Genomic DNA, 20613 nt, shown 5'->3' on the forward strand with positions numbered 1-20613 from the left:
TTAATCGCCGTACACGTTGAAATCAAAGTACTTCTTAGCAATCTTGTCGTAAGTGCCGTCTTTACGCATCTCAACAAAAGCTTTATCGATCGCGGCCTTCAGATCGGCATCATCTTTACGCAAGCCCATACCGGTACCGACGCCAAAGATCTTGTCGTCTTTCACTGCCGGGCCGGCAAACGCATATTTAGCGCCAACAGGCTGCTTCAGGAAACCTTCGCTCGCCTGCACTTCGTCCTGGAACGCGGCATCAATACGACCGGCATTCAGATCCTGATACACCAGATCCTGGTTAGCGTAAGGCGTAACGGTGACACCTTTTGGCTGCCAGTACTCTTTTGCATAGGTTTCCTGGGTGGTGCCCTGCAGCAGACCGATGTTTTTCCCTTTCAGGGATTCAATGGTCGGTTGCAGCGTAGAACCTTTCGGAGCCACTAAGCGCGCGTTTGCCGCATACAGTTTTTCAGAGAAGTTGATCTCTTCCTGACGCTTTTCGGTAATTGACAGAGAAGAGATGATGGCGTCGATCTTCTTCGCTTTCAGCGACGGGATCAGCGCATCGAAATCACTTTCCACATAAGTACATTTAGTCTTGATACGTTTACAAATTTCGTTCGCCAGATCGATATCAAAGCCCACCAGCTGACCTTGCGCGTTCTTGGATTCGAATGGCGGATAAGTCGGGTCAGTTCCAATGCGCAGCGACTGCGGCACAGCGGCGAAGACGCTCGCGCTACTTACCATTGTCAGCATCAGAGAAAGAGCCAGAACTCGCTTTTTCATAGTTAACCCTCAAGTGAAGTGCTTATTGTTATGTGGTGCGTGATGTGTTGGTTTGCGCTGTAAGCTGTGCACGTTTCATGCCAGTTGTGCGAATTGGCTAAACGCTGCGCAAGCGCGCTAAATACTGCGCCGGTTAGCGGCGCAAGCACTTAGTTTGTGAGGGAAATATAACAGTGGTGTGAGGAAGAAAAAGCGACATTGTTAACTTTTGGTGCACAAGATGCACGAAGAGTGATCGCACACGCGAATTTGCACACGAGCAGTGCATTAATGCACCATTATGCGCCACTCCAGCGAGTGAAAAGATCTTCTGGCAGCTCAATATCGAACTGATCGAGCACACGATTCACCGTTTGATCGACTAAATCGCCGATCGATTGCGGACGATGATAGAACGCTGGCACCGGTGGCATGATCAGCGCGCCCAGCTCTGCGGCGGTGGTCATCATGCGCAGATGTCCTAAATGCAGCGGCGTTTCACGTACACACAGCACCAGCTTACGCTGCTCTTTAAGCACCACATCGGCGGCGCGGGTCAGCAAGCTATCACTGTAGCTGTGCACGATCCCTGACAGCGTTTTCATCGAGCACGGCGCGATCGCCATGCCGAGAGTCTTGTAAGATCCGGATGAGATGCTGGCGGCGATGTCGCGCACGTCATGCACCACATCGGCCATCGCTTGCACCTCGCGCAGGCTGAAATCGGTCTCCAGCGCCAGCGTTTGCCGCGCGGCGGGGCTGATCACCAAATGGGTTTCCACCTCCGCCAGCGGTTGCAGCACTTGCAACATGCGTACGCCGTAGATCGCGCCGCTGGCGCCGGAAATACCAATGATCAGTCGTTTCATAATTCAGCCTTGCAGGTTCAGATTGCGGCAATGATAGCGGCTCACTGAACAAAAATACAAAAACAAACAGGGCGGGATTGCGCCCGCCCTGCTTTTACTCTGCCATAACCTCTGGCTTAGCCTTCGTTGTGCAGCTCCAGACCTTCCACTTCTGTCTGACGCGCGATGGCTTTGGAATCGTCATTACGCAGCGACTGCAGATACTCAAGGTACTGTTGATCGACATCTTTGGTGACGTAGATGCCGTTGAATACCGAGCACTCAAAGTTGGCGATATCCGGGTTCTCTTCACGCACCGCTTCAATCAGGTCGTTCAGGTCCTGGAAAATCAACGCATCCGCTTTAATCAGCTGGCAAATCTCATTCACTTCACGGCCATGCGCAATCAGTTCGGTAGCGCTTGGCATATCAATGCCATAGACGTTCGGGAAACGGATCTCTGGTGCCGCCGAGGCGAGATAGACTTTTTTCGCGCCCGCTTCACGTGCCATCTCAATGATCTGCTCGGATGTGGTGCCGCGAACGATGGAGTCATCCACCAGCAACACATTCTTATCACGGAACTCAGCACGGTTGGCGTTCAGCTTACGGCGAACGGCGCTGCGGCGCTGCTGCTGGCCGGGCATGATAAAGGTACGGCCAACGTAGCGGTTCTTCACGAAGCCCTGACGATATGGCTTGTCGAGGATGCGTGCGATTTCCAGCGCGATATCGGTTGAGGTTTCCGGAATCGGGATCACCACATCGATATCCAGATCTTCCCACTCGCGGGCAATTTTGTTACCCAACTTGGTGCCCATACGCACGCGTGCACTGTACACCGAGATTTTGTCGAGGAACGAGTCCGGACGCGCAAAGTAGACGTATTCGAACAGGCACGGATTGGTTTTCGGGTTCTCGGCGCATTGACGCGTAGAGAGCTGGCCCTGCTCGGTGATGTACACGGCTTCGCCAGGCGCTACGTCACGAATGAACTCGAAGCCCAGCGTATCCAACGCGACGCTCTCTGACGCCACCATGTATTCGGTGCGGCCATCGGCGATAACGCGCTTGCCCAGCACCAGCGGACGAATACCGTTGGGATCGCGGAAGGCGACCATTCCGTGTCCAATAATCATTGAAACCACTGCGTAAGCGCCGCGCACCTGCTGATGCACAGCCGCCACCGCAGCAAAAATGTTGTCAGCTTCCAGCGGATAGTGCTGAAAACGGTCCAGCTCCTGCGCGAAGATATTCAGCAGGATTTCGGAATCTGAGGTGGTATTAACGTGACGGCGACCCGTTTCGAACAGCTGTTTACGCAGTTCGTGGGCGTTAGTCAGGTTGCCGTTATGCGCCAACGTGATGCCGTAAGGAGAGTTCACGTAGAAAGGTTGCGCTTCAGAGGCGCTGGAGCTGCCTGCCGTTGGGTAGCGCACATGACCAATCCCGATGTTGCCCTGCAGACGCTGCATATGGCGCGCTTCGAACACATCGCTGACCAGGCCGTTGGCTTTACGCAAACGGAAGCAGTTAATAGCATCGATGGTACAAATGCCGGCGGCATCCTGCCCGCGGTGCTGAAGCACCGTTAACGCGTCATAGATTGACTGGTTTACTGGCATGAAACCGGTGATACCAACAATACCGCACATATTGTCATTTCCTCATTAGCCGCACTCCCGATGGTGTCACCGGGGTAAAAAACTCGACGTGCTTTTCAGGTAATCGAAAAACCACCTGATGATGTAACTGAACTGGGGAATGAGTTGCGACTGTTGCCAGTCCGGGCTTTTAGAAAAGCCGGTGAATGTATCGAGAAAGAACAGCATAGCAGACACGATCAGCACACCGCGCAACGCCCCGAAACAGACACCCAACACCCTGTCGGTTCCCGACAAGCCGGTTTTTTCAACCAGCGAGCCGATCACATAGTTCACGATGGCACCCACAATCAGGGTGGCAACAAACAACACCGCGATAGCGATGCCGTTGCGAACCAGTTCGTCGTCAAAACCTGTAAACCAGACTGCAAGGTAGGCGTAATAATGACTGGCGACAAAAAACGCGCATCCCCAGGTAACGAGAGATAAGGCTTCCCGGACAAACCCGCGAATCAGGCTGACCAGAGCCGAAAAACCAACTACCGCAATAATGACGTAATCAATCCAGATCATGAACTCTTCCAGCCCAGTGCTATCGCACCCCTGCATCCAGTTCGGGGCGCATTCTAACAGAAAAAGAAAACGTTTGCGTAGGGTTTTCCGGTTCTGTTTCCGCAAAAAGGGCGATGAAAAAAACTTTCCTCGCCCTGTGTATTATCAGTGATTTAATCCACTGATATTCAATGATTTTCCTGTCGCGCTTCGCTACAAAAATTTTGTAAAGCCGCGCCTTTTTCTGCTATTGGCGCGGCTTATCAGCGCGTTATCGCGCGCTATACGGTTTCACCACGCCACCGAGGCCGGAGATGCTTTGCAACTCACTCAGCGAGCCTTGCAGCTTCGCTTTATTGGCATCCGGACCGACGTAAATGCGGGTGATTTGTCCCTGCACCGGCGTAGACGGCACGGTAAAGGCGCGATAACCGGAAAGACGCAGCTGCGCCACAATCTCGCTCACTTTCGCCGCATTCTTCAGCGCTCCGAGCTGCACCACGAATGCCTGACCAGCTGGCGCTGCCGGTTCACTCTGCTTCGGCGTTTCCACCGGTTTCGACTGCTCTACCGGTTTCGGCTGCTCGACGGGCTTCGGCTTAGCTTGCTCCACCGGTTTTGGCTTCGGCTGTTCAACCGGCTTCGGTTTCGGCTGCTCGACCGCTTTTGGCTTCGACTGTTCCACCGGTTTCGGCTGCACTTGCTGATGCACCGGCGGCGGCGTGACCACGCTGGGCTCGCTATTCTGCGTGGGCTGTGCGCTGCCGTTGGTGGCGGTTTTACCACCGTTCTGATTCTGGGCCGCGCCCGCCCCTTCCGGCGGCTGCGCCGGCAAGGGTTGCGTCACCGGCGGCACCATTTCGCTATCCTGCTGATCGTCCGGTTTTGGCACCAGCGGAATGGCGGCGAACTCTTCTTTATAATGTTTCTTCTTACCGTCTAGCAGGCCGGGCAAGACGATGACACCAATCGCCACCAGAATGACCGTACCGACTAAGCGATTTTGGAACTTACTTGCCACTGCCGTTCTCCGCTGCCATCGATTCCATAACCTGCGCTACGGTGTGGAAAGAGCCACACACCAGAATCACATCTTCGGGACGCGCCTGCTGACGCGCCGCTTGCCAGGCTGCATCAACGTTGCTGTAAGCCACACCGCCGTCCAGATGAGCCAGCAGCTCATCGGCGGAGGCACCGCGCGGACCGTCGAGCGGCGCGCAGTACCAACGATCAACCTGTGGTGCCAGCGCCGCCAGCGTGCCCGCGATATCTTTGTCGTGCAGCATGCCGACCACCGCATGCACTTCACCGCTGTGCGGCTCTTCAGCCAGACGCGAAGCCAGATAATAAGCGGCATGCGGATTGTGCGCCACATCGAGAATGACGCGCGGCGCTTCGCTGACGGTCTGGAAGCGCCCCGGCAAAATCGCCAGCGGCAGATGCTGACGAATAATCGCTTCGCTTACCGTTAAACCCGACGCACGCAGCGCGGTCAGCGCGGTGGCGGCATTGGGTAACGGCACCTGCGGCAGCGGTAAATCGCGCAGCTCGCCGTGCGCATCCTGCAACGTCCAGCTGGTACCCGTTTGCTGCCACTGCCAGTCGCGATTGCGCTGCAGCAACACCGCGCCCTTCTCCGCTGCAACGTCGGCGATGGTGCCCGGCATATCGGCTTCACCGACAATTGCTGGTTTACCTGCGCGGAACACGCCGGCTTTTTCCCGGCCGATACTTTCACGATCCGGACCCAGCCAATCGGTGTGGTCGAGCGCGATGCTGGTGATCACTGCCACGTCGGCATCGACAATATTGGTGGCATCAAGACGTCCGCCCAGGCCGACTTCAAGGATCACCACGTCGAGATTCGCCGCGCGGAACAGATTGAAGGCCGACAAGGTGCCGAACTCAAAATAGGTGAGCGAAATATCACCGCGCCCGGCTTCAATCGCGGCAAAACTGGCGCTGTGCTGCGCTTCATCCAGTTCAGCGCCCTGCACCCGTACACGTTCGGTGTAACGCACCAGATGTGGCGAGCTGTAAACGCCCACGCGATAGCCCGCGGCCATCAATAGCGTTTCCAGCGTGCGGCAGGTGGTGCCTTTGCCGTTGGTGCCGGCGACGGTGAAGACAAAAGGAGCGGGTTTGAGCAGGTCGAGGCGTGCGGCGACGCGTTGAATACGATCCAGACCCAGTTCAATGGCCTGCGAATGCAGATGCTCAAGATAATGAAGCCACGTGGCCAAAGGCGACGTGGCTTGAGGAAGGAGAAGATTATCCATGTGTCCCGTTTACTGATTTACGGTGCATTGGTAAAAAGGCGCATCGCTGCGCCTTTCCGTTGCCTGTCAGGCTTCGTTGCTCTCCGGCTCAGCCACATTTGGCTGATCACCATCCAGCTGCGGCGCTGGCAGGTTCATCATTTTCGCCAGCAGGCTTGCCAGCTTAAAGCGCATTTCCGGACGACGGATGATCATGTCGATTGCGCCTTTCTCGATCAGGAACTCACTGCGCTGGAAGCCCGGCGGCAGTTTTTCACGCACGGTCTGCTCGATAACGCGTGGACCGGCAAAGCCAATCAGCGCTTTCGGTTCCGCCACGTTGAGATCGCCCAACATCGCGAAGCTGGCTGAAACGCCGCCCATGGTTGGGTCAGTCAGCACGGAGATATACGGCAAGCCGCGCTCCTGCATTTTCGCCAGTGCCGCACTGGTTTTCGCCATCTGCATCAGCGACTGCAGCGCTTCCTGCATACGTGCACCGCCTGACGCGGAGAAGCAGATCAGTGGGCAGTTGTCTTCCAACGCCTGCTCAACGCCACGCACAAAGCGCGCGCCAACCACTGAACCCATTGAGCCGCCCATAAAGGAGAACTCAAAGGCCACAGCAACAATTGGCATGCCGTGCAGCGTGCCTTTCATCGCCACCAGCGCGTCTTTCTCACCGGTGTCTTTCTGTGCGGCGACCAAACGGTCTTTATACTTCTTCGAGTCGCGGAACTTCAGTAGATCTTTCGGTTCCAGCTCGCTGCCCAGCTCAACCAGCGAACCTTCATCCAGCATGCTATGCAGACGCTCACGGGCGTGCATGCGCATGTGATGGTCGCACTTCGGGCAGACCTCGAGGTTACGCTCCAGCTCGGCGCGGTACAGCACCTGCCCACAACTATCGCACTTGGTCCACACCCCTTCCGGGATGCTGGCTTTGCGCGTTGGCGTGGCAGTGCTTTTATTCAGTATGCGTTCAATCCAGCTCATTGATGACCTTTCTATTTAATGCTGACCTGGTCCAGTCTTCTCATTGCTGCTGAAATCACCTTCAGCAGGCCGTAAATGTCGCTCATTAAACCACAACCCGTTCACGCTGTGGATAAAAATCTGGTAACGAGCTTACTGCGACTTCTGCTGGCGGCGATGACGCCACACTTCAATTACGCCTGGCAGTATAGAAACCACGATGATGCCGACGATCAGCAGCTTCAGGTTCTCCTGCACAACCGGCAGGTCGCCAAACAGGTAACCAGCGTAAGAGAACAGCAGCACCCACAGCAGTGCGCCCGTCACATTGTAGAGCGCGAAGTGGCGATAAGACATGTGTCCCATCCCCGCCACAAAGGGGGCAAAGGTTCGCACGATTGGTACAAAGCGCGCAAGTATAATGGTTTTGCCGCCGTGGCGATCGTAGAACGCGTGGGTTTTATCCAGGTAACTGCGACGGAAAATTTTCGAATTCGGGTTGCTGAACAGCTTCTCACCGAACAGACGACCAATCGTGTAGTTCACCGCATCACCGAGGATGGCGGCGATCACCAACAGCGTTACCATCAGGTGAACGTTGAGATCGTTACCCGGCAAGGCCGCCAGCGCACCGGCAACAAACAGCAGGGAATCGCCTGGCAGGAACGGCGTGACCACCAAACCCGTTTCACAGAACAGAATCAGGAACAGAATGGCGTAAATCCAGATGCCGTACTGCGCCACCAGCTCGGCCAAATGCACATCAATATGCAGAATAAAATCGACTAAAAAGTGGATGAAATCCATATAACCACAACTCCCCTAACACCCAACAATTAACGGTTAATCCGCGAGGAACAACGGTCCCAACGCAGGCTGAGGTAATGCAAAGTGGGATGGATAATCCACCGCTACCAGATAAAGGCCTTCGGCTTTGGCGGTCGCCGCCGCCAGCTTACGATCTTTGGCCGCGAGCAGCGTCGCCATCCACTCTTCCGGCTGGTTGCCGGTGCCGATTTCCATCAGGCTGCCGACAATATTACGCACCATGTGATGCACAAATGCATTGGCTTTGATATCCACCACCACATACGGCCCATGACGCGTGACGTTGAGATGCATCACGTTGCGCCAAGGCGTGCGTGACTGACACTGCACCGCGCGGAACGAAGTGAAGTCATTCTCACCAATCAGCGCCTGACCAGCGCGCTGCATCTTCTCTGCATCCAGCGGATGGTAATAATGGGTAATGCCATTGCCCAGAATCGCTGGACGCAGCCGATGGTTGTAAATCACGTAGCGATAGCGGCGTGCCGTGGCGCTAAAACGCGCATGAAACTCGTCCGGCACCGCTTTCACCCAGCGCACCGCGATGTCATCGGGCAGATTGGCATTCACACCCAACGTCCACGCTGCGTCAGCACGCGGTGAGGTGGTTTCAAAATGCACCACTTGTCCGGTGCCATGCACACCAGCATCGGTCCGGCCCGCGCAGAACACCACCACCGGATGATCGGCCACTTTCGACAGCGCCTTTTCCAGCTTTTCCTGCACGCTGCGCACTTCATTTTGCCGCTGCCAGCCGTAATAACGGCTGCCATCGTATTCAATACCCAACGCCAGCTTAAACGTTTTCCCTTCAGGCAACATTAATAGAAATACTCCTGCACCAGTTTCTCAGCCGTTTTCACCGCCATCAGTGCACCGCCGAAGCGGATATTGTCTGCCACAGACCAGAACTGCAGCAGCTCTGGAATGCCGTAATCGTTGCGCACGCAGCCAATGCTCAGCACGTCGCTGCCGGAGGCATCGCCCACCTGCGTGGGGTAATCGCTCTCTTCACTCAGGTTGATATCACCGGAGCGGCCCAGTTCATCGCGCGCTTCTTCAGCGGAAAGCGGACGCAGATTCTCCACGTGTACGATCTGCGCATTGCCGTAGAACACCGGCGCCTGCACGCTGCTTACCGCGATCGGCAAACCTTCGTCCTGCAGCACTTTACGTACCTGCTCAACCACGCGACGTTCGCTCTCGACGCTGCCATTGCTGTCCGCCAGCAGCGGCAAAATGTTGAACGCCAGCTGGCGGCCAAAATAGTGCGTTTCCGCCGGCACGCCGTTCAGCAAACGCGCACTTTCACCGGCCAAACCTTCAACCGCCGCTTTACCATGGCTGGAGGCCGCAATCAGGTTGGTAACCTGCAAACGGCTCAGACCAGCCAGATCCACCAGCGGTTTGATTGCGCACAGCAGCTGGCTTACCAGGCTGTCGGCAACGGTAATGATGTTGCGATTGCGGTAATCCGCCAGCACCTGTGGATTCACATCCGGCACCACCAGCGGCACATCCGGTTCGAGCGCAAACAGATCGCTGCTATCGATCACCAGACAACCCTGGCTGGCGGCTTCTTCGGCATAGCGCGCCGAGGCTTCACGACCCGCAGTGAAGAACGCCAGCTGCACTTGCGTCCAGTCAAATTCGGCCACGTCCTGCACCAGCACGGTACGTCCCTCAAAACGTTTGTTCTCACCGGCACCGTTTTCACTCGCCAGCAAATACAACTCACCAACCGGGAACTGGCGTTCAGCCAGCAGTTCCAGTACAGCGTTCCCTACTGCGCCTGTTGCGCCCAAAAGCGCGATATTCCAGCCGTCAGACATGTTGGTTACTCCAGAGATTGACACAAAAACAGAAGGCGATGAAAACATCGCCCGAGATTTAGGAATTATCCCCCGCAATAGTGCAGGTGATTGAAATTTCTTTACAAACTGGCGCGGAAGCCAAGCTGATTGAGCATCGCCGCCGTCTCCGCATCATCGCAATGCACCTGCAGCGATGACCACTCACGACGCTCTTGATATTGCTTGCGCAGGCGATCAAACTCGCCTGGCTTTGCCGCCACTTTACGCAGTGGCGCATCGTCGCGGCGCACATCATACACCAGATGCACTAAGCGTTTTAGCGTTGGCTGATCGAGCTTGCCGCGCAGGGTGACAGAACCGAATTCAGGTGCCGGCAGCAGGCTTTCCAGCGCCACCTGCTGCGGCTGGCCGATAAAGTCGCACCAGGCTTCAAACACTTGCGTGGTGCCGCGCGCTTTACCTTCCAGCGTGTAGCCAGCGATATGCGCGGTGGCGATATCCACTTTATCCAGCAGATCGAGCGACAGATCCGGCTCCGGCTCCCACACATCCAATACCACGCTAAGATCGTGGCGCATCTTCAGCACTGCCAGCAGCGCCGCGTTATCTACCACCGCACCGCGGCAGGCGTTGATCAGAATAGTGTTGGGTTTGAGCGCCATCAGCAGCGCCGCATCGGCCAAATGCCAGCTTTTATACGGGCCATCTTTAAACAGCGGCGTGTGGAAGGTCAGGATGTCGGCCTGCGCCACCAGATCATCCAGCGAATGGAAGGTTTCCTGATCGCCACGATCGGCGCGCGGTGGATCGCACAGCAGCGTTTTCACGCCCCAGGCTTGCAGACGCTTCTGCAGGCGGCCGCCAACATTCCCCACGCCAACAATGCCCACGGTGCGATCGCGCAGTGCAAAACCATCGCGCTCCGCCAGCAGCAGCAGCGAGGAGAACACATACTCCACCACCGCAATGGCATTACAGCCAGGCGCCGCAGAGAAGCTGATGCCTGCCGCCGCCAGTGATGCTTCATCAATATGATCGGTGCCGGCGGTCGCGGTGCCGACAAACTTCACCGGCGTACCGGCCAGCAGTGCCGCATTCACTTTGGTGACGGAACGCACCATCAATCCGCTGGCGTCCTGCAGCTCAGCTTCTGGCAACGGACGGCCGGGCACCGTGAGCACATCGCCGGTGCGGCTGAAGAGTTCACGGGCATAAGGCATATTTTCATCGACGAGAATTTTCACTGCGGCGGTCCTGTCTGCAAAAATTTAAGGCGCGTATTTTGCCATAAAGCCGGGGATTAACCTAACCGACTACGATAGCGATCGGGCGTGGTACCGGCCTGCTGCTGGAACATCACAATGAGCGCCGACGCCGAGCTGTAACCCAGCTCGTGAGCGATGCCCTGCACGCTGCAACCCTGCTCCAGCAGCGCGATAGCACGCAGAAAGCGTAAACGCTGCCGCCATTCGCTGAATGACATATTCAACTGCTGCTGACAGCGTCGCGCTAGCGTACGCTCGGTGGTGAACACGCGCTTCGCCCATTGTGCCAGCGTGGTGTTATCGCCGGGATGCGCTTCAAGCGCGCGCAGAATCGGCGCGAGGAATTTGTCATCCGACATCGGCAAATAGCTGTTATGCACCGGCGCCAGACGCAGGCGATCGATCAACACTTCACACATGCGCCAGTCGGCTTGCGTTTGCGGCTGCTCCAGTTCACGGCGGGCAAAATCATTCATGATGGCGTGCCCAATGGCATCGACATGCAATAAACAGGCTTTATCCGGCAGGCCCGCGCAGAGATCGGCGGCAAGATTAAAGGTGCGAAAACGCGCTTCGTTGTGGTTGTAACTGCTGTGACGATGGCCGGCCGGAATCCAGATTGGGATATCTGCGGGCGTCAGCAGACGTTCGCCCTCCACTTCCATCTCCAGCACGTGGCTGGTGACGAAAATCACCTGGCCCCAATCATGCGCATGCGTGAGGTATTCGGTTTTGGCGTTGACCTCGTCATAGCGCATGAAGAAGCGCAGCAAAGGCGCATCAATCGGCGGCTGGTATTCGACTTGTAGATTCATTCTGTCCGGTCACTAACAAATGTTGTCCGATTTTAACTATCTGCGTTAAACCGGTCAAACGTAAACTATTCGCGATTATTTGAGGAGCTGTATCATGAATTTACTGTTTCCGCTGATCGCAGTGCTGATCTGGTCGATCAACACTATCGTCAGCAAACTCTCGGCGGGAAGTATCGATCCTGCGGCGATCTCCTTCTATCGCTGGCTGCTGGCGCTGGTAGTACTAACACCGTTTTGCCTGCCGGGCGTGTGGCGCCATCGCCACACCATTAAAGCCAACGGCTGGCGATTGCTGTTCCTGGGTCTGCTTGGCATGGTGCTGTATCAAAGTCTCGCCTATTACGCGGCGCACAGCGTTTCTGCGGTGATGATGGGGATTCTCGGCGCGACCATTCCGCTGCTGACCATTCTGCTCAGTCTGGTTGTGCTGCGCCTCGCGCCAACGCGCGGCATTCTGATTGGCGGCGTGCTGTCGTTCGCCGGTTTGGTATGGCTGGTGAGCGAAGGCAATCCGGCGCAGCTGCTGAATCAACGGCTCGGTAATGGCGAATTGATGATGCTGGCGGCATCGACCTCGTACGCCTTGTATGGCGTGCTGACCAAGCGCTGGGCGATTCCGCTGCCGACCTGGCAAAGCCTGTATGTGCAGATTTTCTTTGGCGTGCTGCTATTGCTGCCTGGCTTCCTGCGCGCGCCGGATGTCACGCTCAACGAGCACAATCTGCCGCTGGTGCTGTATGCCGGGCTGTTTGCGTCGATCATCGCGCCGTTCCTGTGGATCCTTGGCGTGCAGCGTCTGGGCGCCAGCACCACCAGCATTTTTATGAACTTCGTACCGGTGTTTACGGCCATTATTGCCGTGATGTTCCTGCATGAGCAGCTGCATGGCTATCACTGGATTGGCGGCGGCATGACGTTAGTCGGCGTTATTCTGGCGCAACGGCTGAAAACCCCGCTGCGTAAGCCGCGTAGCGCGACCCTTCCCGATTCCGCCGCCTGACTTTATTATCCGGAAAGGCCGCAGCCCCCGTGGATTTCCTGGGGGCTTTTGCTATGATGTGGCCTCTTTTTTCCGGCGCACCCGGATCTGACCCGTTTTCAAGGATTCCGCCATGCAACCTCTCAGCGGTCCCGGTGTGCCCGCGGGCGATCGTTCCCCTTTATCTCAGGCCACTGGCCCAACGCGACCCGGCGGTCCAGCCGGTGAGCAGCCGCTCTCTCCTGCCCAGCGCACCACGCTGGAACGTCTGATTGTTCGCATTATGTCTTTGAGTACGCTGAAAGCGCCGGAACTCTGGGCTGGCGTGCGGCATGAAGTCGGGGTAAAGAGTGAGGCGGAGCTGCAATCGCGCCACTTTCCGGCGGCGGAGCAGCATCTCAACGGTCGCTTAACCCAGGTGCAAAATAGTCTTGCTACGCGCCAGCTGCTGCAACAGCTGCTGGAAAAATTGCCGCAGGGCAATAATCGCCAGGCGGTGAGCGATTTTATTCGTCAGCAGTTTAACCAAACGGTGTTGAGCGCGTTGTCGCAGGATCAGCTGCGTCAGGTGCTGACGATGTTGCAAAACGGTCAGATGGCGATCCCGCAGCCGCAGCAAACGCGCGTGTCCGATCGCAGCTTGTTGCCGGCAGAACAGCAGTCGCTGAATCAGCAGGTGACGCGCCTTGCAGCGAAAACCGGTGAATCGCCGGTGAAACTGCTGGCCGATACGCTGAAGCTGGTGAATCTGAAAAGTGGCGATCCGATTCCCTCACGCCACTTCCCGCTGCTGACGCAATATTTGCAGGTGCGCCAGACGCTGGCTCAGCACAGTGCGCCAACCTTGCAGATGCTGGAAACCTCACTGCGTCAGCCGTTAACCCATGATGAGCAGCGACTGCTGGAAGATTACAGCCAGCAACGTTTCCAGGTGCTGCCGACCACCGTGCTGACGCCAGCGCAGACGCAGGATCTGCTGAATCTGCTGTTTAGCCGCCGCGCCGAGAAACTGCACGAACAGCCGCTGGCCGATAGCGAAATTCGGCCGCAGCCAATCTGGTCGCCGTTTATTCAGATGTTGCCGCAACCGCTGGCGCAGCGCCCGGCACTCACGCTGATTGCCGGTATCTTCCTGTTTATCTTCCTGCTGTGGCTGTTTATCTAGCAGCCGCAGTTGGCAGCGGGCGTGGCGAGTGGCCACTCACCCGCTGCCGCGCCCCACGCCATCGGATGGCCATCGCGTTTCCAGAAATCCAGCCCGCCAATTAACTCTTTAACCTGAAAACCCAGCGACGCCAGCTTGAGCGCGGCTTTGGTTGAGCCGTTACAGCCGATGCCGTCGCAATAGGTGATGTAAACTTTGCTGCGATCGAGATGCGCCGTGGATTCCGCATTCATGGTGCGATGCGGAAACGAAAGTGCACCGCAAATGTGTCCGGCCTGATAAACCTCGTCAGAGCGCGCATCAATCACCACGATCGCCGTGATGCCCTGCGCCAAATCCTCTGCTAAATCCCACGCATCGGTGTAGTACGCCAGTTTATGTTGCAGATACGCCACGCTCTCGCTGGCGCTAACGGGGGCAATTTTTAAGACCGCTGACATCGCATTCTCCTGTTGTGATTTCCCCGCAGTTTACGGCAAAGTGGTCTGCCTGTTGATACCACTTCCACCATAGTGATAAGACCACCGTGACCACATCATTTCTCGCGCTGTTTAGCCATCAAACTCAGGGCGGTTTACGTGAGCGACTGTGCAATACCTTGCGCCAGGCCATCGCCAATGGGCATCTACGGCATGAGCAGAAACTGCCGTCCAGCCGCCAGTTAGCCACCGACCTATCGCTGTCGCGCGTTACGGTGGAGGCGGCGTATGCGCAGCTTGAAAGTGAAGGTTATCTGCAGCGTCACGGCGGACGCGGGACGTTTGTTTCGATTCGCATGGCGTCGCCCACCAGCAAAACCTGCACCGAACGCTCACCACACTTTTCTCAGCGTGGCCTGCAGGTTTTGGCAACGGGCGGCTGTCAGGATCCGCCCTTTCCACACGCCTTTGCCGCCGGTTCACCCGAGTTACGCGCCTTCCCACATACGCAGTGGCGTCGCATCAGCAATCAGGTGCAGCGCTCGCTGGGCAGCAAAGTGATGGGTTACGGCGATCCGCTTGGATTGCCATCACTGCGGCAGGCGGTGGCGGATTATCTGGCGCTGTCACGCGGCGTGCACTGCACGGCGGAGCAAGTGGTGATCCTCACCAGCTCACAGCAGGCGCTGTAGTTGCTGGCATTAATGTTCCTTGATACGGGTGACGAAGTGTGGCTGGAAGAGCCGGGTTATCCCGGCGCGCGCAACGCGTTTCTTGCCGCCGGTGCGCGCTGTCGCGCCATGCCGCTGGATGCAGAAGGCGCAGTGCCGCTCAGCGGCAGCGCGAAACTGGTCTATCTGACGCCGGCGCATCACTATCCCACCGGCACAGCAATGAGTCTGGCGCGGCGCTTGCAGTGGCTGGCGTGGGCACGGCAGCAGGATAGCTGGCTGATTGAGGACGATTACGACAGCGAATTTCACTACGAGGATCGCCCGGCTCCGGCGCTACAAGGATTAGCCGCGGATGGTCGGGTGATTTGCCTCGGCACTTTCTCCAAAACGCTGTTCCCGTCGCTGCGGCTGGCGTGGATGGTGGTGCCGCCACAACTGGTGGAACCATTGGGCCGCGCACGCAGCGTGATGGATGGTCACAGCGCGTTGCTGCCGCAGGCGATTTGCGCAGAGTTTCTGCAACAAGGCCATTTCGCCAGCCATTTGCGCCTGATGCGCCAACTCTATCGCAGCCGACGTGACTGCTTGCTGCAGCAGATCGAAACGCGCTTAACACCCTGGCTTGAGCCGCTGCCGGCGGCTGGCGGCTTACAGTTAGCGGTGCGGCTGATGCAAGGGGATGAAGCGCGCTTAACCGCCGAGGCGAAAAAGAGCGGATTATTGCTGCCGCGCCTGTCGCCACTTTATGCCGGTGACGTGCAGCAAGCGGGCTGGCTACTGGGCTTTGCGGCGCTGACACCCGGGGAGATTGTCAGCGCCTGCGATAAGCTGGTTACGCTGTTGTCGCAGCCCGCGCAAACCTCCAGGTAACCAGAATGCCCAGCGCCGCACAACAGGCTCCCGCGACATAGACCGAGCCGTAACCCAGCGCCGTCGCCAGTAAGCCGGTCAACGGGCCGCTGGCACCGTACGCGATATCCTGAAATGCAGAGAAACCGCCAAGCGCGGTGCCGCGAATCTGTGGCGATACGCGTTTAATCACTTCAACGCCCAGCGCCGGGAAGATCAGCGAGCAGCCGCAGCCGGTCAAAGCCGCGCCAATCAGCGCCATCCAGCCAGAAGTGGCGAACGCCAGTAGCAGCAGACCGGCGGTTTCCACCAGCAAGGAAACCATCGCCACTTTTACGCCGCCGTGACGATCCGGCAAGCCGCCGAAGAATACGCGCACCAGCACAAACGCACAGCCGAAGGCGGTCAGCGCGAAACCGGCATTGCCCCAGTTTTCCGCAGCAAAATAGAGTGACGTAAAGGTGCCGATCACCGCAAAACCGGTGCCCTGCAGCGCCAGCGCCAGTCCCGGCTGAAAGATGGTTTTCACTACGCTAAGCAGCGATGGCCGCTCGCCGCCCACCACCGGCACTTTGCGGATCCAGCCATTAATCGCCAGCGACAGCAGCGGCAACAGCAGCGCAACCGCGCCGAGAGCAGCAAAGCCGCCGTTCTGATTGATCAGCAAGCCGAGCGGTGCGCCAGCCGCCAGCGATCCATAAATCGCCATGCCGTTCCATGACATCACTAATCCGGAACGTTTGCTGCCCACCAATCCCATGCCCCAGGTCAAATTGCCGGTCAGCAGCAGGCTTTCGCCGAATCCCAACAGCAAGCGCCCCACTGCCAACAAACCAAACTTCGTCCACGGAGAAACCGGTAACAACACCGCCGCCAGATACGCCACGCCCACCAGCGCGATGGCCAGCATGCCGTGCTGGGTGGTGAGTTTCGCACCGTGTTGATCGGCTCGACGCCCGGCAAAGCTACGCGTCAACAGCGTGGCGAAGAACTGTATTCCCACTGCCACGCCAACCATCAGGTTGCTCATACCGAGTTCATGATGGACATACAGCGGGATGACCGGCAGCGCGAGGCCAGCGGTCAGATAGGTGAGGAATACCGCAAAGGAGGTGCAGGCCAGCGGCATAACGGATTGCGCCTGCGCGTCAGCAGTCGTGGTCATGGTGGGTCGAACTCCTTGTAATAACCAGACACGCGCTTGCTGCCAAAACAGAAACGGGATATTTGGTTCACACTAAGCTAAAAGCGATAATTTTGTTTCGTATGGAGTGGGAGTGTAGGCAAGCTGAAGGTGGAATGTCAAAACAACAAGGGCCGGATAACCGGCCCTTGTGATATTGCTAGCATAATTAGGTCGCCATGAATAGCGATCCTACGGGATTATGCTGGCAGCTTACGCATGATACTTACGCATGGTCAGAGTGGCGTTAGTCCCGCCGAAACCAAAGCTGTTGGACATCACGGTGGTCAGTGCTTTATCAGTCGGTTTGGTCACGATGTTCAGACCTTTGCCCGCTTCATCCAGCTCTTCCACGTTGATGCTTGGCGCGATGAAACCGTGCTCCAGCATCAGCAAGGTGTAGATCGCTTCCTGCACGCCCGCCGCACCCAGTGAATGACCGGTCATGGCTTTAGTGGCAGACAGTGATGGGCAGTTATCGCCGAACACTTCGCGAATCGCACCCAGCTCTTTCACATCACCAACCGGCGTAGAAGTGCCGTGGGTGTTGAGGTAATCGATTGGGGTATCCAGACCTTGCATCGCCATCTTCATGCAGCGCACTGCGCCTTCGCCTGAAGGAGCTACCATGTCTGCGCCATCTGAGGTTGCGCCGTAGCCCACGATCTCAGCATAAATGTGTGCACCACGTGCCAGAGCGTGCTCCAGCTCTTCAACCACCACCATACCGCCGCCGCCGGCAATGACGAAACCGTCACGGTTGGCATCGTAAGTACGTGAGGCTTTTTCTGGCGTTTCGTTGTATTTGGTCGACAGTGCGCCCATCGCATCGAACTCACAGGCCATTTCCCAGCTCAGCTCTTCACCGCCGCCAGCAAACACAATGTCCTGTTTACCCAGCTGAATCTGCTCAACCGCGTTACCGATGCAGTGTGCAGAAGTAGCACAGGCTGAACTGATGGAGTAGTTCACGCCGTGAATTTTGAACGGGGTTGCCAGGCAAGCAGAAACGCCTGAACCCATCGCCTTGGTCACCACATAAGGACCGACCGCTTTCAGGCCGCGTGGGCTACGCATGGCGTCAGCACCAAATACCTGATAACGCGGAGAACCGCCGCCAGAACCGGCAATCAAACCCACACGTGGGTTTTGCTGATACTGTTCTTCAGTCAGGCCAGAGTCTTTGATCGCTTCGGCCATTGAAAGGTAGGCATAAATAGAGGCATCACTCATAAAACGCACGATTTTGCGATCGATGAGCCCGTTGGTATCCAGTTTGACGTTGCCCCATACGTGGCTGCGCATACCGGCATCTCTCATCTCTTCAGAGAAAGTAATACCGGAACGGCCTTCACGCAGAGAAGCCAGCACTTCTTGCTGGTTATTACCAATGCTGGAAACAATACCCAGGCCAGTAATCACTGCACGTTTCATTCAATAATCCTCGTTCCACATATTTGGATGTGGTGCACTCTAGCGTACAGTTGTAAGCCGAACAAGTCCGATCAGCCATTTCCCTTTGTAAATTTGCGTCATGTGACGTCTATCGCTAAACTCGCGCCACTGCCTGAAATATGAGCCTTTCCCGTGAAATTAACCCCGGTTGAACACGCCCAAATAAACTGGAATGAACAGGGTACACCTGTGTCCCGAGCGTTCGGCGACGTCTATTTCTCCAACGATAATGGACTGGAGGAAACGCGCTATGTGTTCCTCGATGGCAACCATATTCCGCACCGTTTTGCTGAACATTCACGCGATTTATTTATTGTCGCCGAGAGCGGTTTTGGGACTGGTCTGAACTTTCTCACCCTGTGGCAAGCCTTCGATCGCTTCCGCAATGAGCAACCCAACGCCACTTTGCAGCGTCTGCACTTCATCAGCTGCGAGAAATTCCCGCTGACGCACGCCGATCTGGTGGCTGCGCATGCCCATTGGCCGGAGCTAAAGCCGTGGGCCGAACAGCTGCAACAGCAGTGGCCGCAGGCGCTGCCGGGTTGTCAGCGCCTGCTGTTCAACGGCGGCGAAGTCACGCTGGACCTCTGGCTTGGTGATATTAACGCGCTAATTCACACCTTTGATGACAGCCTCAATCGTCAGGTGGATGCGTGGTTCCTTGATGGCTTCGCGCCGGCAAAAAATCCTGAGATGTGGACGCCAGCGCTGTTCGCCGCGATGGCGCGCCTCGCCCGGCCGGGCGGCACGCTGGCGACTTTTACCGCGTCGGGGTTTGTGCGACGCGGGTTGCAGGACGCCGGTTTCAGTATGCAGAAGCGCAAAGGCTTTGGTCACAAGCGTGAAATGCTGGTCGGCGTGCTGGAGCAAGCCGCTGCATTGCCGCACAGCCAACCGTGGTATGCGCGCCCGCCGGCAGGCAGCAATGAAGTGGCGCTGATTGGCGGCGGCGTCGCCAGCGCAGTATTGGCGCTGGCGCTGCTGCGACGCGGTTGGCGCGTAACGCTCTACTGCGCCGATGACGCGCCCGCGCTGGGCGCATCCGGCAATCGTCAGGGCGCGCTCTATCCGCTGCTGAATCAGCACGATCCCGCGCTGGCCACCTTCTTCCCGGCCGCTTTTGGTTTTGCCCGACGTCTGTACGATCGGCTGCCAGTGGAGTTTGAACATGACTGGAGCGGCGTGTTGCAGCTGGGGTGGGATGATAAAAGCGCGGAGAAAATTGCGCAGATGCTCAACATGGCACTGCCGCATGACATCGCGTACGGTGTTAATAAAGAAGAAGCGCAACAGCTGGCGGGCGTTGAACTTGATGTCGGCGGGATTTTTTATCCGCAAGGCGGCTGGTTGTCGCCTGCACAACTGACCAGCAATCTGCTGGAGTACGCGCAATCGCGGGGATTACGCCTGCACTGGCTGCATCGCGTCACGCAATTAACGCGCGATGAAGATCGCTGGACGCTGCACTTTAGCGAGCAGCCGCCGGTGCAGCATTCCCAAGTGGTGCTGGCGAATGGTCACGCGTTGCTGGAACTTGAGCACAGCAAAACGCTGCCGGTGTACGCGGTGGCGGGACAAGTGAGCCACGCGCCGACTAATACGTCGTTGGGTGCGCTGCGCACCGTGCTGTGTTACGACGGCTATCTCACGCCGGTCAGCCCGAACTTCGCCACCCATTGCATCGGCGCCAGCTATCATCGCGGCGATACCGCCACAGATTTCCGCGCCGACGATCAGCAGGAGAATCGCCAACGGCTGATTAACTGTCTGCCGCAGAGCCAATGGCCGCAACAGGTTGATGTGTCCGATAACCAGGCGCGCAACGGCGTGCGCTGTGCCACGCGCGATCATCTGCCGATGAGCGGCAGCGCGCCAGATTATGAAGCGACACTCACGCAATACGCCGATCTGCCAGAACAGTGTGCGCGCGGTGCAAGCGTAGCCGATGCGCCGGTGCATAACGGTTTGTTTGTGTTGGGCGCATTAGGTTCGCGTGGTTTGTGCAGCGCACCGCTGGCGGCCGAAGTGCTGGCGGCGCAGATGAGCGGCGAACCGCAGCCGCTGGATGCAGCCACGCTGGCGGCGATGAGTCCGAATCGCTATTGGGTGCGAAAACTGCTGAAGGGTAAAAAAGCGGGTCGATAATCTGCGGGGCGAGCGATCGCCCC

Annotated in this window: 18 protein-coding genes and 1 pseudogene; 4 read left to right on the plus strand and 15 right to left on the minus strand. The window is 57.3% G+C overall.

What is annotated here, in order from left to right; genetic code table 11:
• The 12 genes from argT to ACYAC5_RS13540 form a co-directional block, all read right to left on the minus strand.
• Positions 1-783 (minus strand): lysine/arginine/ornithine ABC transporter substrate-binding protein ArgT, encoded by a 783-nt coding sequence (gene argT / locus ACYAC5_RS13485; RefSeq protein ID WP_101763640.1) that lies wholly within the window; start codon positions 781-783, stop codon positions 1-3.
• Positions 784-1061: 278 nt separating this feature from the next.
• A complete protein-coding gene (locus ACYAC5_RS13490) occupies positions 1062-1631 on the minus strand; it encodes a UbiX family flavin prenyltransferase (RefSeq protein WP_061717852.1) in 570 nt (189 codons plus the stop codon).
• A gap of 116 nt (positions 1632-1747) precedes the next feature.
• Positions 1748-3265 (minus strand): amidophosphoribosyltransferase, encoded by a 1518-nt coding sequence (gene purF, locus ACYAC5_RS13495; RefSeq protein ID WP_101763639.1) that lies wholly within the window; start codon positions 3263-3265, stop codon positions 1748-1750.
• Between the two features lie 36 nt (positions 3266-3301).
• Positions 3302-3787, minus strand: a complete 486-nt coding sequence (gene cvpA, locus ACYAC5_RS13500; protein ID WP_064739347.1) for a colicin V production protein — start codon at positions 3785-3787, stop codon at positions 3302-3304.
• Positions 3788-4037: 250 nt separating this feature from the next.
• Positions 4038-4787 carry a cell division protein DedD gene (dedD, locus tag ACYAC5_RS13505; protein WP_110866560.1) on the minus strand — a complete coding sequence of 250 codons (750 nt, stop codon included), beginning with the start codon at positions 4785-4787 and terminating at the stop codon, positions 4038-4040.
• Positions 4777-6045, minus strand: a complete 1269-nt coding sequence (gene folC / locus ACYAC5_RS13510) for a bifunctional tetrahydrofolate synthase/dihydrofolate synthase (RefSeq protein ID WP_309833834.1) — start codon at positions 6043-6045, stop codon at positions 4777-4779. Before folC ends, dedD begins: the two co-directional genes overlap by 11 nt.
• 66 nt (positions 6046-6111) lie before the next feature.
• A complete protein-coding gene (accD, locus tag ACYAC5_RS13515) occupies positions 6112-7020 on the minus strand; it encodes an acetyl-CoA carboxylase, carboxyltransferase subunit beta (RefSeq protein ID WP_008105205.1) in 909 nt (302 codons plus the stop codon).
• 132 nt (positions 7021-7152) lie between these two features.
• Positions 7153-7806 carry a DedA family protein gene (locus ACYAC5_RS13520; RefSeq protein WP_101763636.1) on the minus strand — a complete coding sequence of 218 codons (654 nt, stop codon included), beginning with the start codon at positions 7804-7806 and terminating at the stop codon, positions 7153-7155.
• 36 nt (positions 7807-7842) lie between these two features.
• A complete protein-coding gene (truA, locus tag ACYAC5_RS13525) occupies positions 7843-8649 on the minus strand; it encodes a tRNA pseudouridine(38-40) synthase TruA (protein WP_309833833.1) in 807 nt (268 codons plus the stop codon).
• A complete protein-coding gene (locus ACYAC5_RS13530) occupies positions 8649-9659 on the minus strand; it encodes an aspartate-semialdehyde dehydrogenase (protein WP_309833832.1) in 1011 nt (336 codons plus the stop codon). Before ACYAC5_RS13530 ends, truA begins: the two co-directional genes overlap by 1 nt.
• 101 nt (positions 9660-9760) lie before the next feature.
• Positions 9761-10885 (minus strand): 4-phosphoerythronate dehydrogenase PdxB, encoded by a 1125-nt coding sequence (gene pdxB / locus ACYAC5_RS13535; protein WP_309833831.1) that lies wholly within the window; start codon positions 10883-10885, stop codon positions 9761-9763.
• A gap of 56 nt (positions 10886-10941) precedes the next feature.
• Positions 10942-11721, minus strand: coding sequence for an AraC family transcriptional regulator (locus ACYAC5_RS13540; protein ID WP_192411461.1), 780 nt, complete (start codon positions 11719-11721; stop codon positions 10942-10944).
• Between the two features lie 94 nt (positions 11722-11815).
• Between ACYAC5_RS13540 and ACYAC5_RS13545 the strand changes: the two genes are divergently transcribed.
• Together ACYAC5_RS13545 and flk are read left to right on the plus strand one after the other, a co-directional pair.
• Positions 11816-12721: a DMT family transporter gene (locus ACYAC5_RS13545; protein WP_309833830.1), complete on the plus strand. Its 906-nt coding sequence runs from the start codon at positions 11816-11818 to the stop codon at positions 12719-12721.
• A gap of 112 nt (positions 12722-12833) precedes the next feature.
• Complete coding sequence (gene flk, locus ACYAC5_RS13550; protein ID WP_309833829.1) at positions 12834-13865, plus strand: flagella biosynthesis regulator Flk; 1032 nt, start codon at positions 12834-12836, stop codon at positions 13863-13865.
• Here the strand turns inward: flk and ACYAC5_RS13555 are convergent.
• On the minus strand, positions 13862-14305 hold the full coding sequence (locus tag ACYAC5_RS13555; RefSeq protein WP_210081323.1) for a rhodanese-like domain-containing protein: 444 nt from the start codon (positions 14303-14305) through the stop codon (positions 13862-13864). The genes flk and ACYAC5_RS13555 overlap by 4 nt on opposite strands.
• A gap of 86 nt (positions 14306-14391) precedes the next feature.
• Between ACYAC5_RS13555 and pdxR the strand changes: the two are divergent.
• Positions 14392-15828: pseudogene (gene pdxR, locus ACYAC5_RS13560) on the plus strand (MocR-like pyridoxine biosynthesis transcription factor PdxR).
• Here the strand turns inward: pdxR and ACYAC5_RS13565 are convergent.
• Together ACYAC5_RS13565 and fabB are read right to left on the minus strand one after the other, a co-directional pair.
• Complete coding sequence (locus ACYAC5_RS13565) at positions 15791-16972, minus strand: arabinose transporter (RefSeq protein ID WP_462061908.1); 1182 nt, start codon at positions 16970-16972, stop codon at positions 15791-15793. The pseudogene pdxR and the gene ACYAC5_RS13565 sit on opposite strands and share 38 nt — an antisense overlap.
• 231 nt (positions 16973-17203) lie before the next feature.
• Complete coding sequence (gene fabB, locus ACYAC5_RS13570; RefSeq protein WP_192411457.1) at positions 17204-18424, minus strand: beta-ketoacyl-ACP synthase I; 1221 nt, start codon at positions 18422-18424, stop codon at positions 17204-17206.
• A 153-nt stretch (positions 18425-18577) separates the two neighbouring features.
• Here fabB and mnmC point away from each other — a divergent pair, with 153 nt between their 5' ends.
• Positions 18578-20590, plus strand: a complete 2013-nt coding sequence (gene mnmC / locus ACYAC5_RS13575) for a bifunctional tRNA (5-methylaminomethyl-2-thiouridine)(34)-methyltransferase MnmC2/FAD-dependent 5-carboxymethylaminomethyl-2-thiouridine(34) oxidoreductase MnmC1 (RefSeq protein WP_192411456.1) — start codon at positions 18578-18580, stop codon at positions 20588-20590.
• Positions 20591-20613 lie beyond the last annotated feature (23 nt).

It is taken from the genome of Pantoea sp. y20 (assembly GCF_054903455.1).

Bases quoted from the DNA above. Each gene is read 5' to 3' on its own strand.
- accD (WP_008105205.1), bottom strand. From the start codon at position 7,020: ATGAGCTGGATTGAACGCATACTGAATAAAAGCACTGCCACGCCAACG.
- flk (WP_309833829.1), top strand. From the start codon at position 12,834: ATGCAACCTCTCAGCGGTCCCGGTGTGCCCGCGGGCGATCGTTCCCCT.
- cvpA (WP_064739347.1), bottom strand. From the start codon at position 3,787: ATGATCTGGATTGATTACGTCATTATTGCGGTAGTTGGTTTTTCGGCT.
- ACYAC5_RS13540 (WP_192411461.1), bottom strand. From the start codon at position 11,721: ATGAATCTACAAGTCGAATACCAGCCGCCGATTGATGCGCCTTTGCTG.
- ACYAC5_RS13555 (WP_210081323.1), bottom strand. From the start codon at position 14,305: ATGTCAGCGGTCTTAAAAATTGCCCCCGTTAGCGCCAGCGAGAGCGTG.
- argT (WP_101763640.1), bottom strand. From the start codon at position 783: ATGAAAAAGCGAGTTCTGGCTCTTTCTCTGATGCTGACAATGGTAAGT.
- ACYAC5_RS13520 (WP_101763636.1), bottom strand. From the start codon at position 7,806: ATGGATTTCATCCACTTTTTAGTCGATTTTATTCTGCATATTGATGTG.
- ACYAC5_RS13565 (WP_462061908.1), bottom strand. From the start codon at position 16,972: ATGACCACGACTGCTGACGCGCAGGCGCAATCCGTTATGCCGCTGGCC.
- purF (WP_101763639.1), bottom strand. From the start codon at position 3,265: ATGTGCGGTATTGTTGGTATCACCGGTTTCATGCCAGTAAACCAGTCA.
- fabB (WP_192411457.1), bottom strand. From the start codon at position 18,424: ATGAAACGTGCAGTGATTACTGGCCTGGGTATTGTTTCCAGCATTGGT.
- ACYAC5_RS13530 (WP_309833832.1), bottom strand. From the start codon at position 9,659: ATGTCTGACGGCTGGAATATCGCGCTTTTGGGCGCAACAGGCGCAGTA.
- ACYAC5_RS13545 (WP_309833830.1), top strand. From the start codon at position 11,816: ATGAATTTACTGTTTCCGCTGATCGCAGTGCTGATCTGGTCGATCAAC.
- ACYAC5_RS13490 (WP_061717852.1), bottom strand. From the start codon at position 1,631: ATGAAACGACTGATCATTGGTATTTCCGGCGCCAGCGGCGCGATCTAC.
- truA (WP_309833833.1), bottom strand. From the start codon at position 8,649: ATGTTGCCTGAAGGGAAAACGTTTAAGCTGGCGTTGGGTATTGAATAC.
- folC (WP_309833834.1), bottom strand. From the start codon at position 6,045: ATGGATAATCTTCTCCTTCCTCAAGCCACGTCGCCTTTGGCCACGTGG.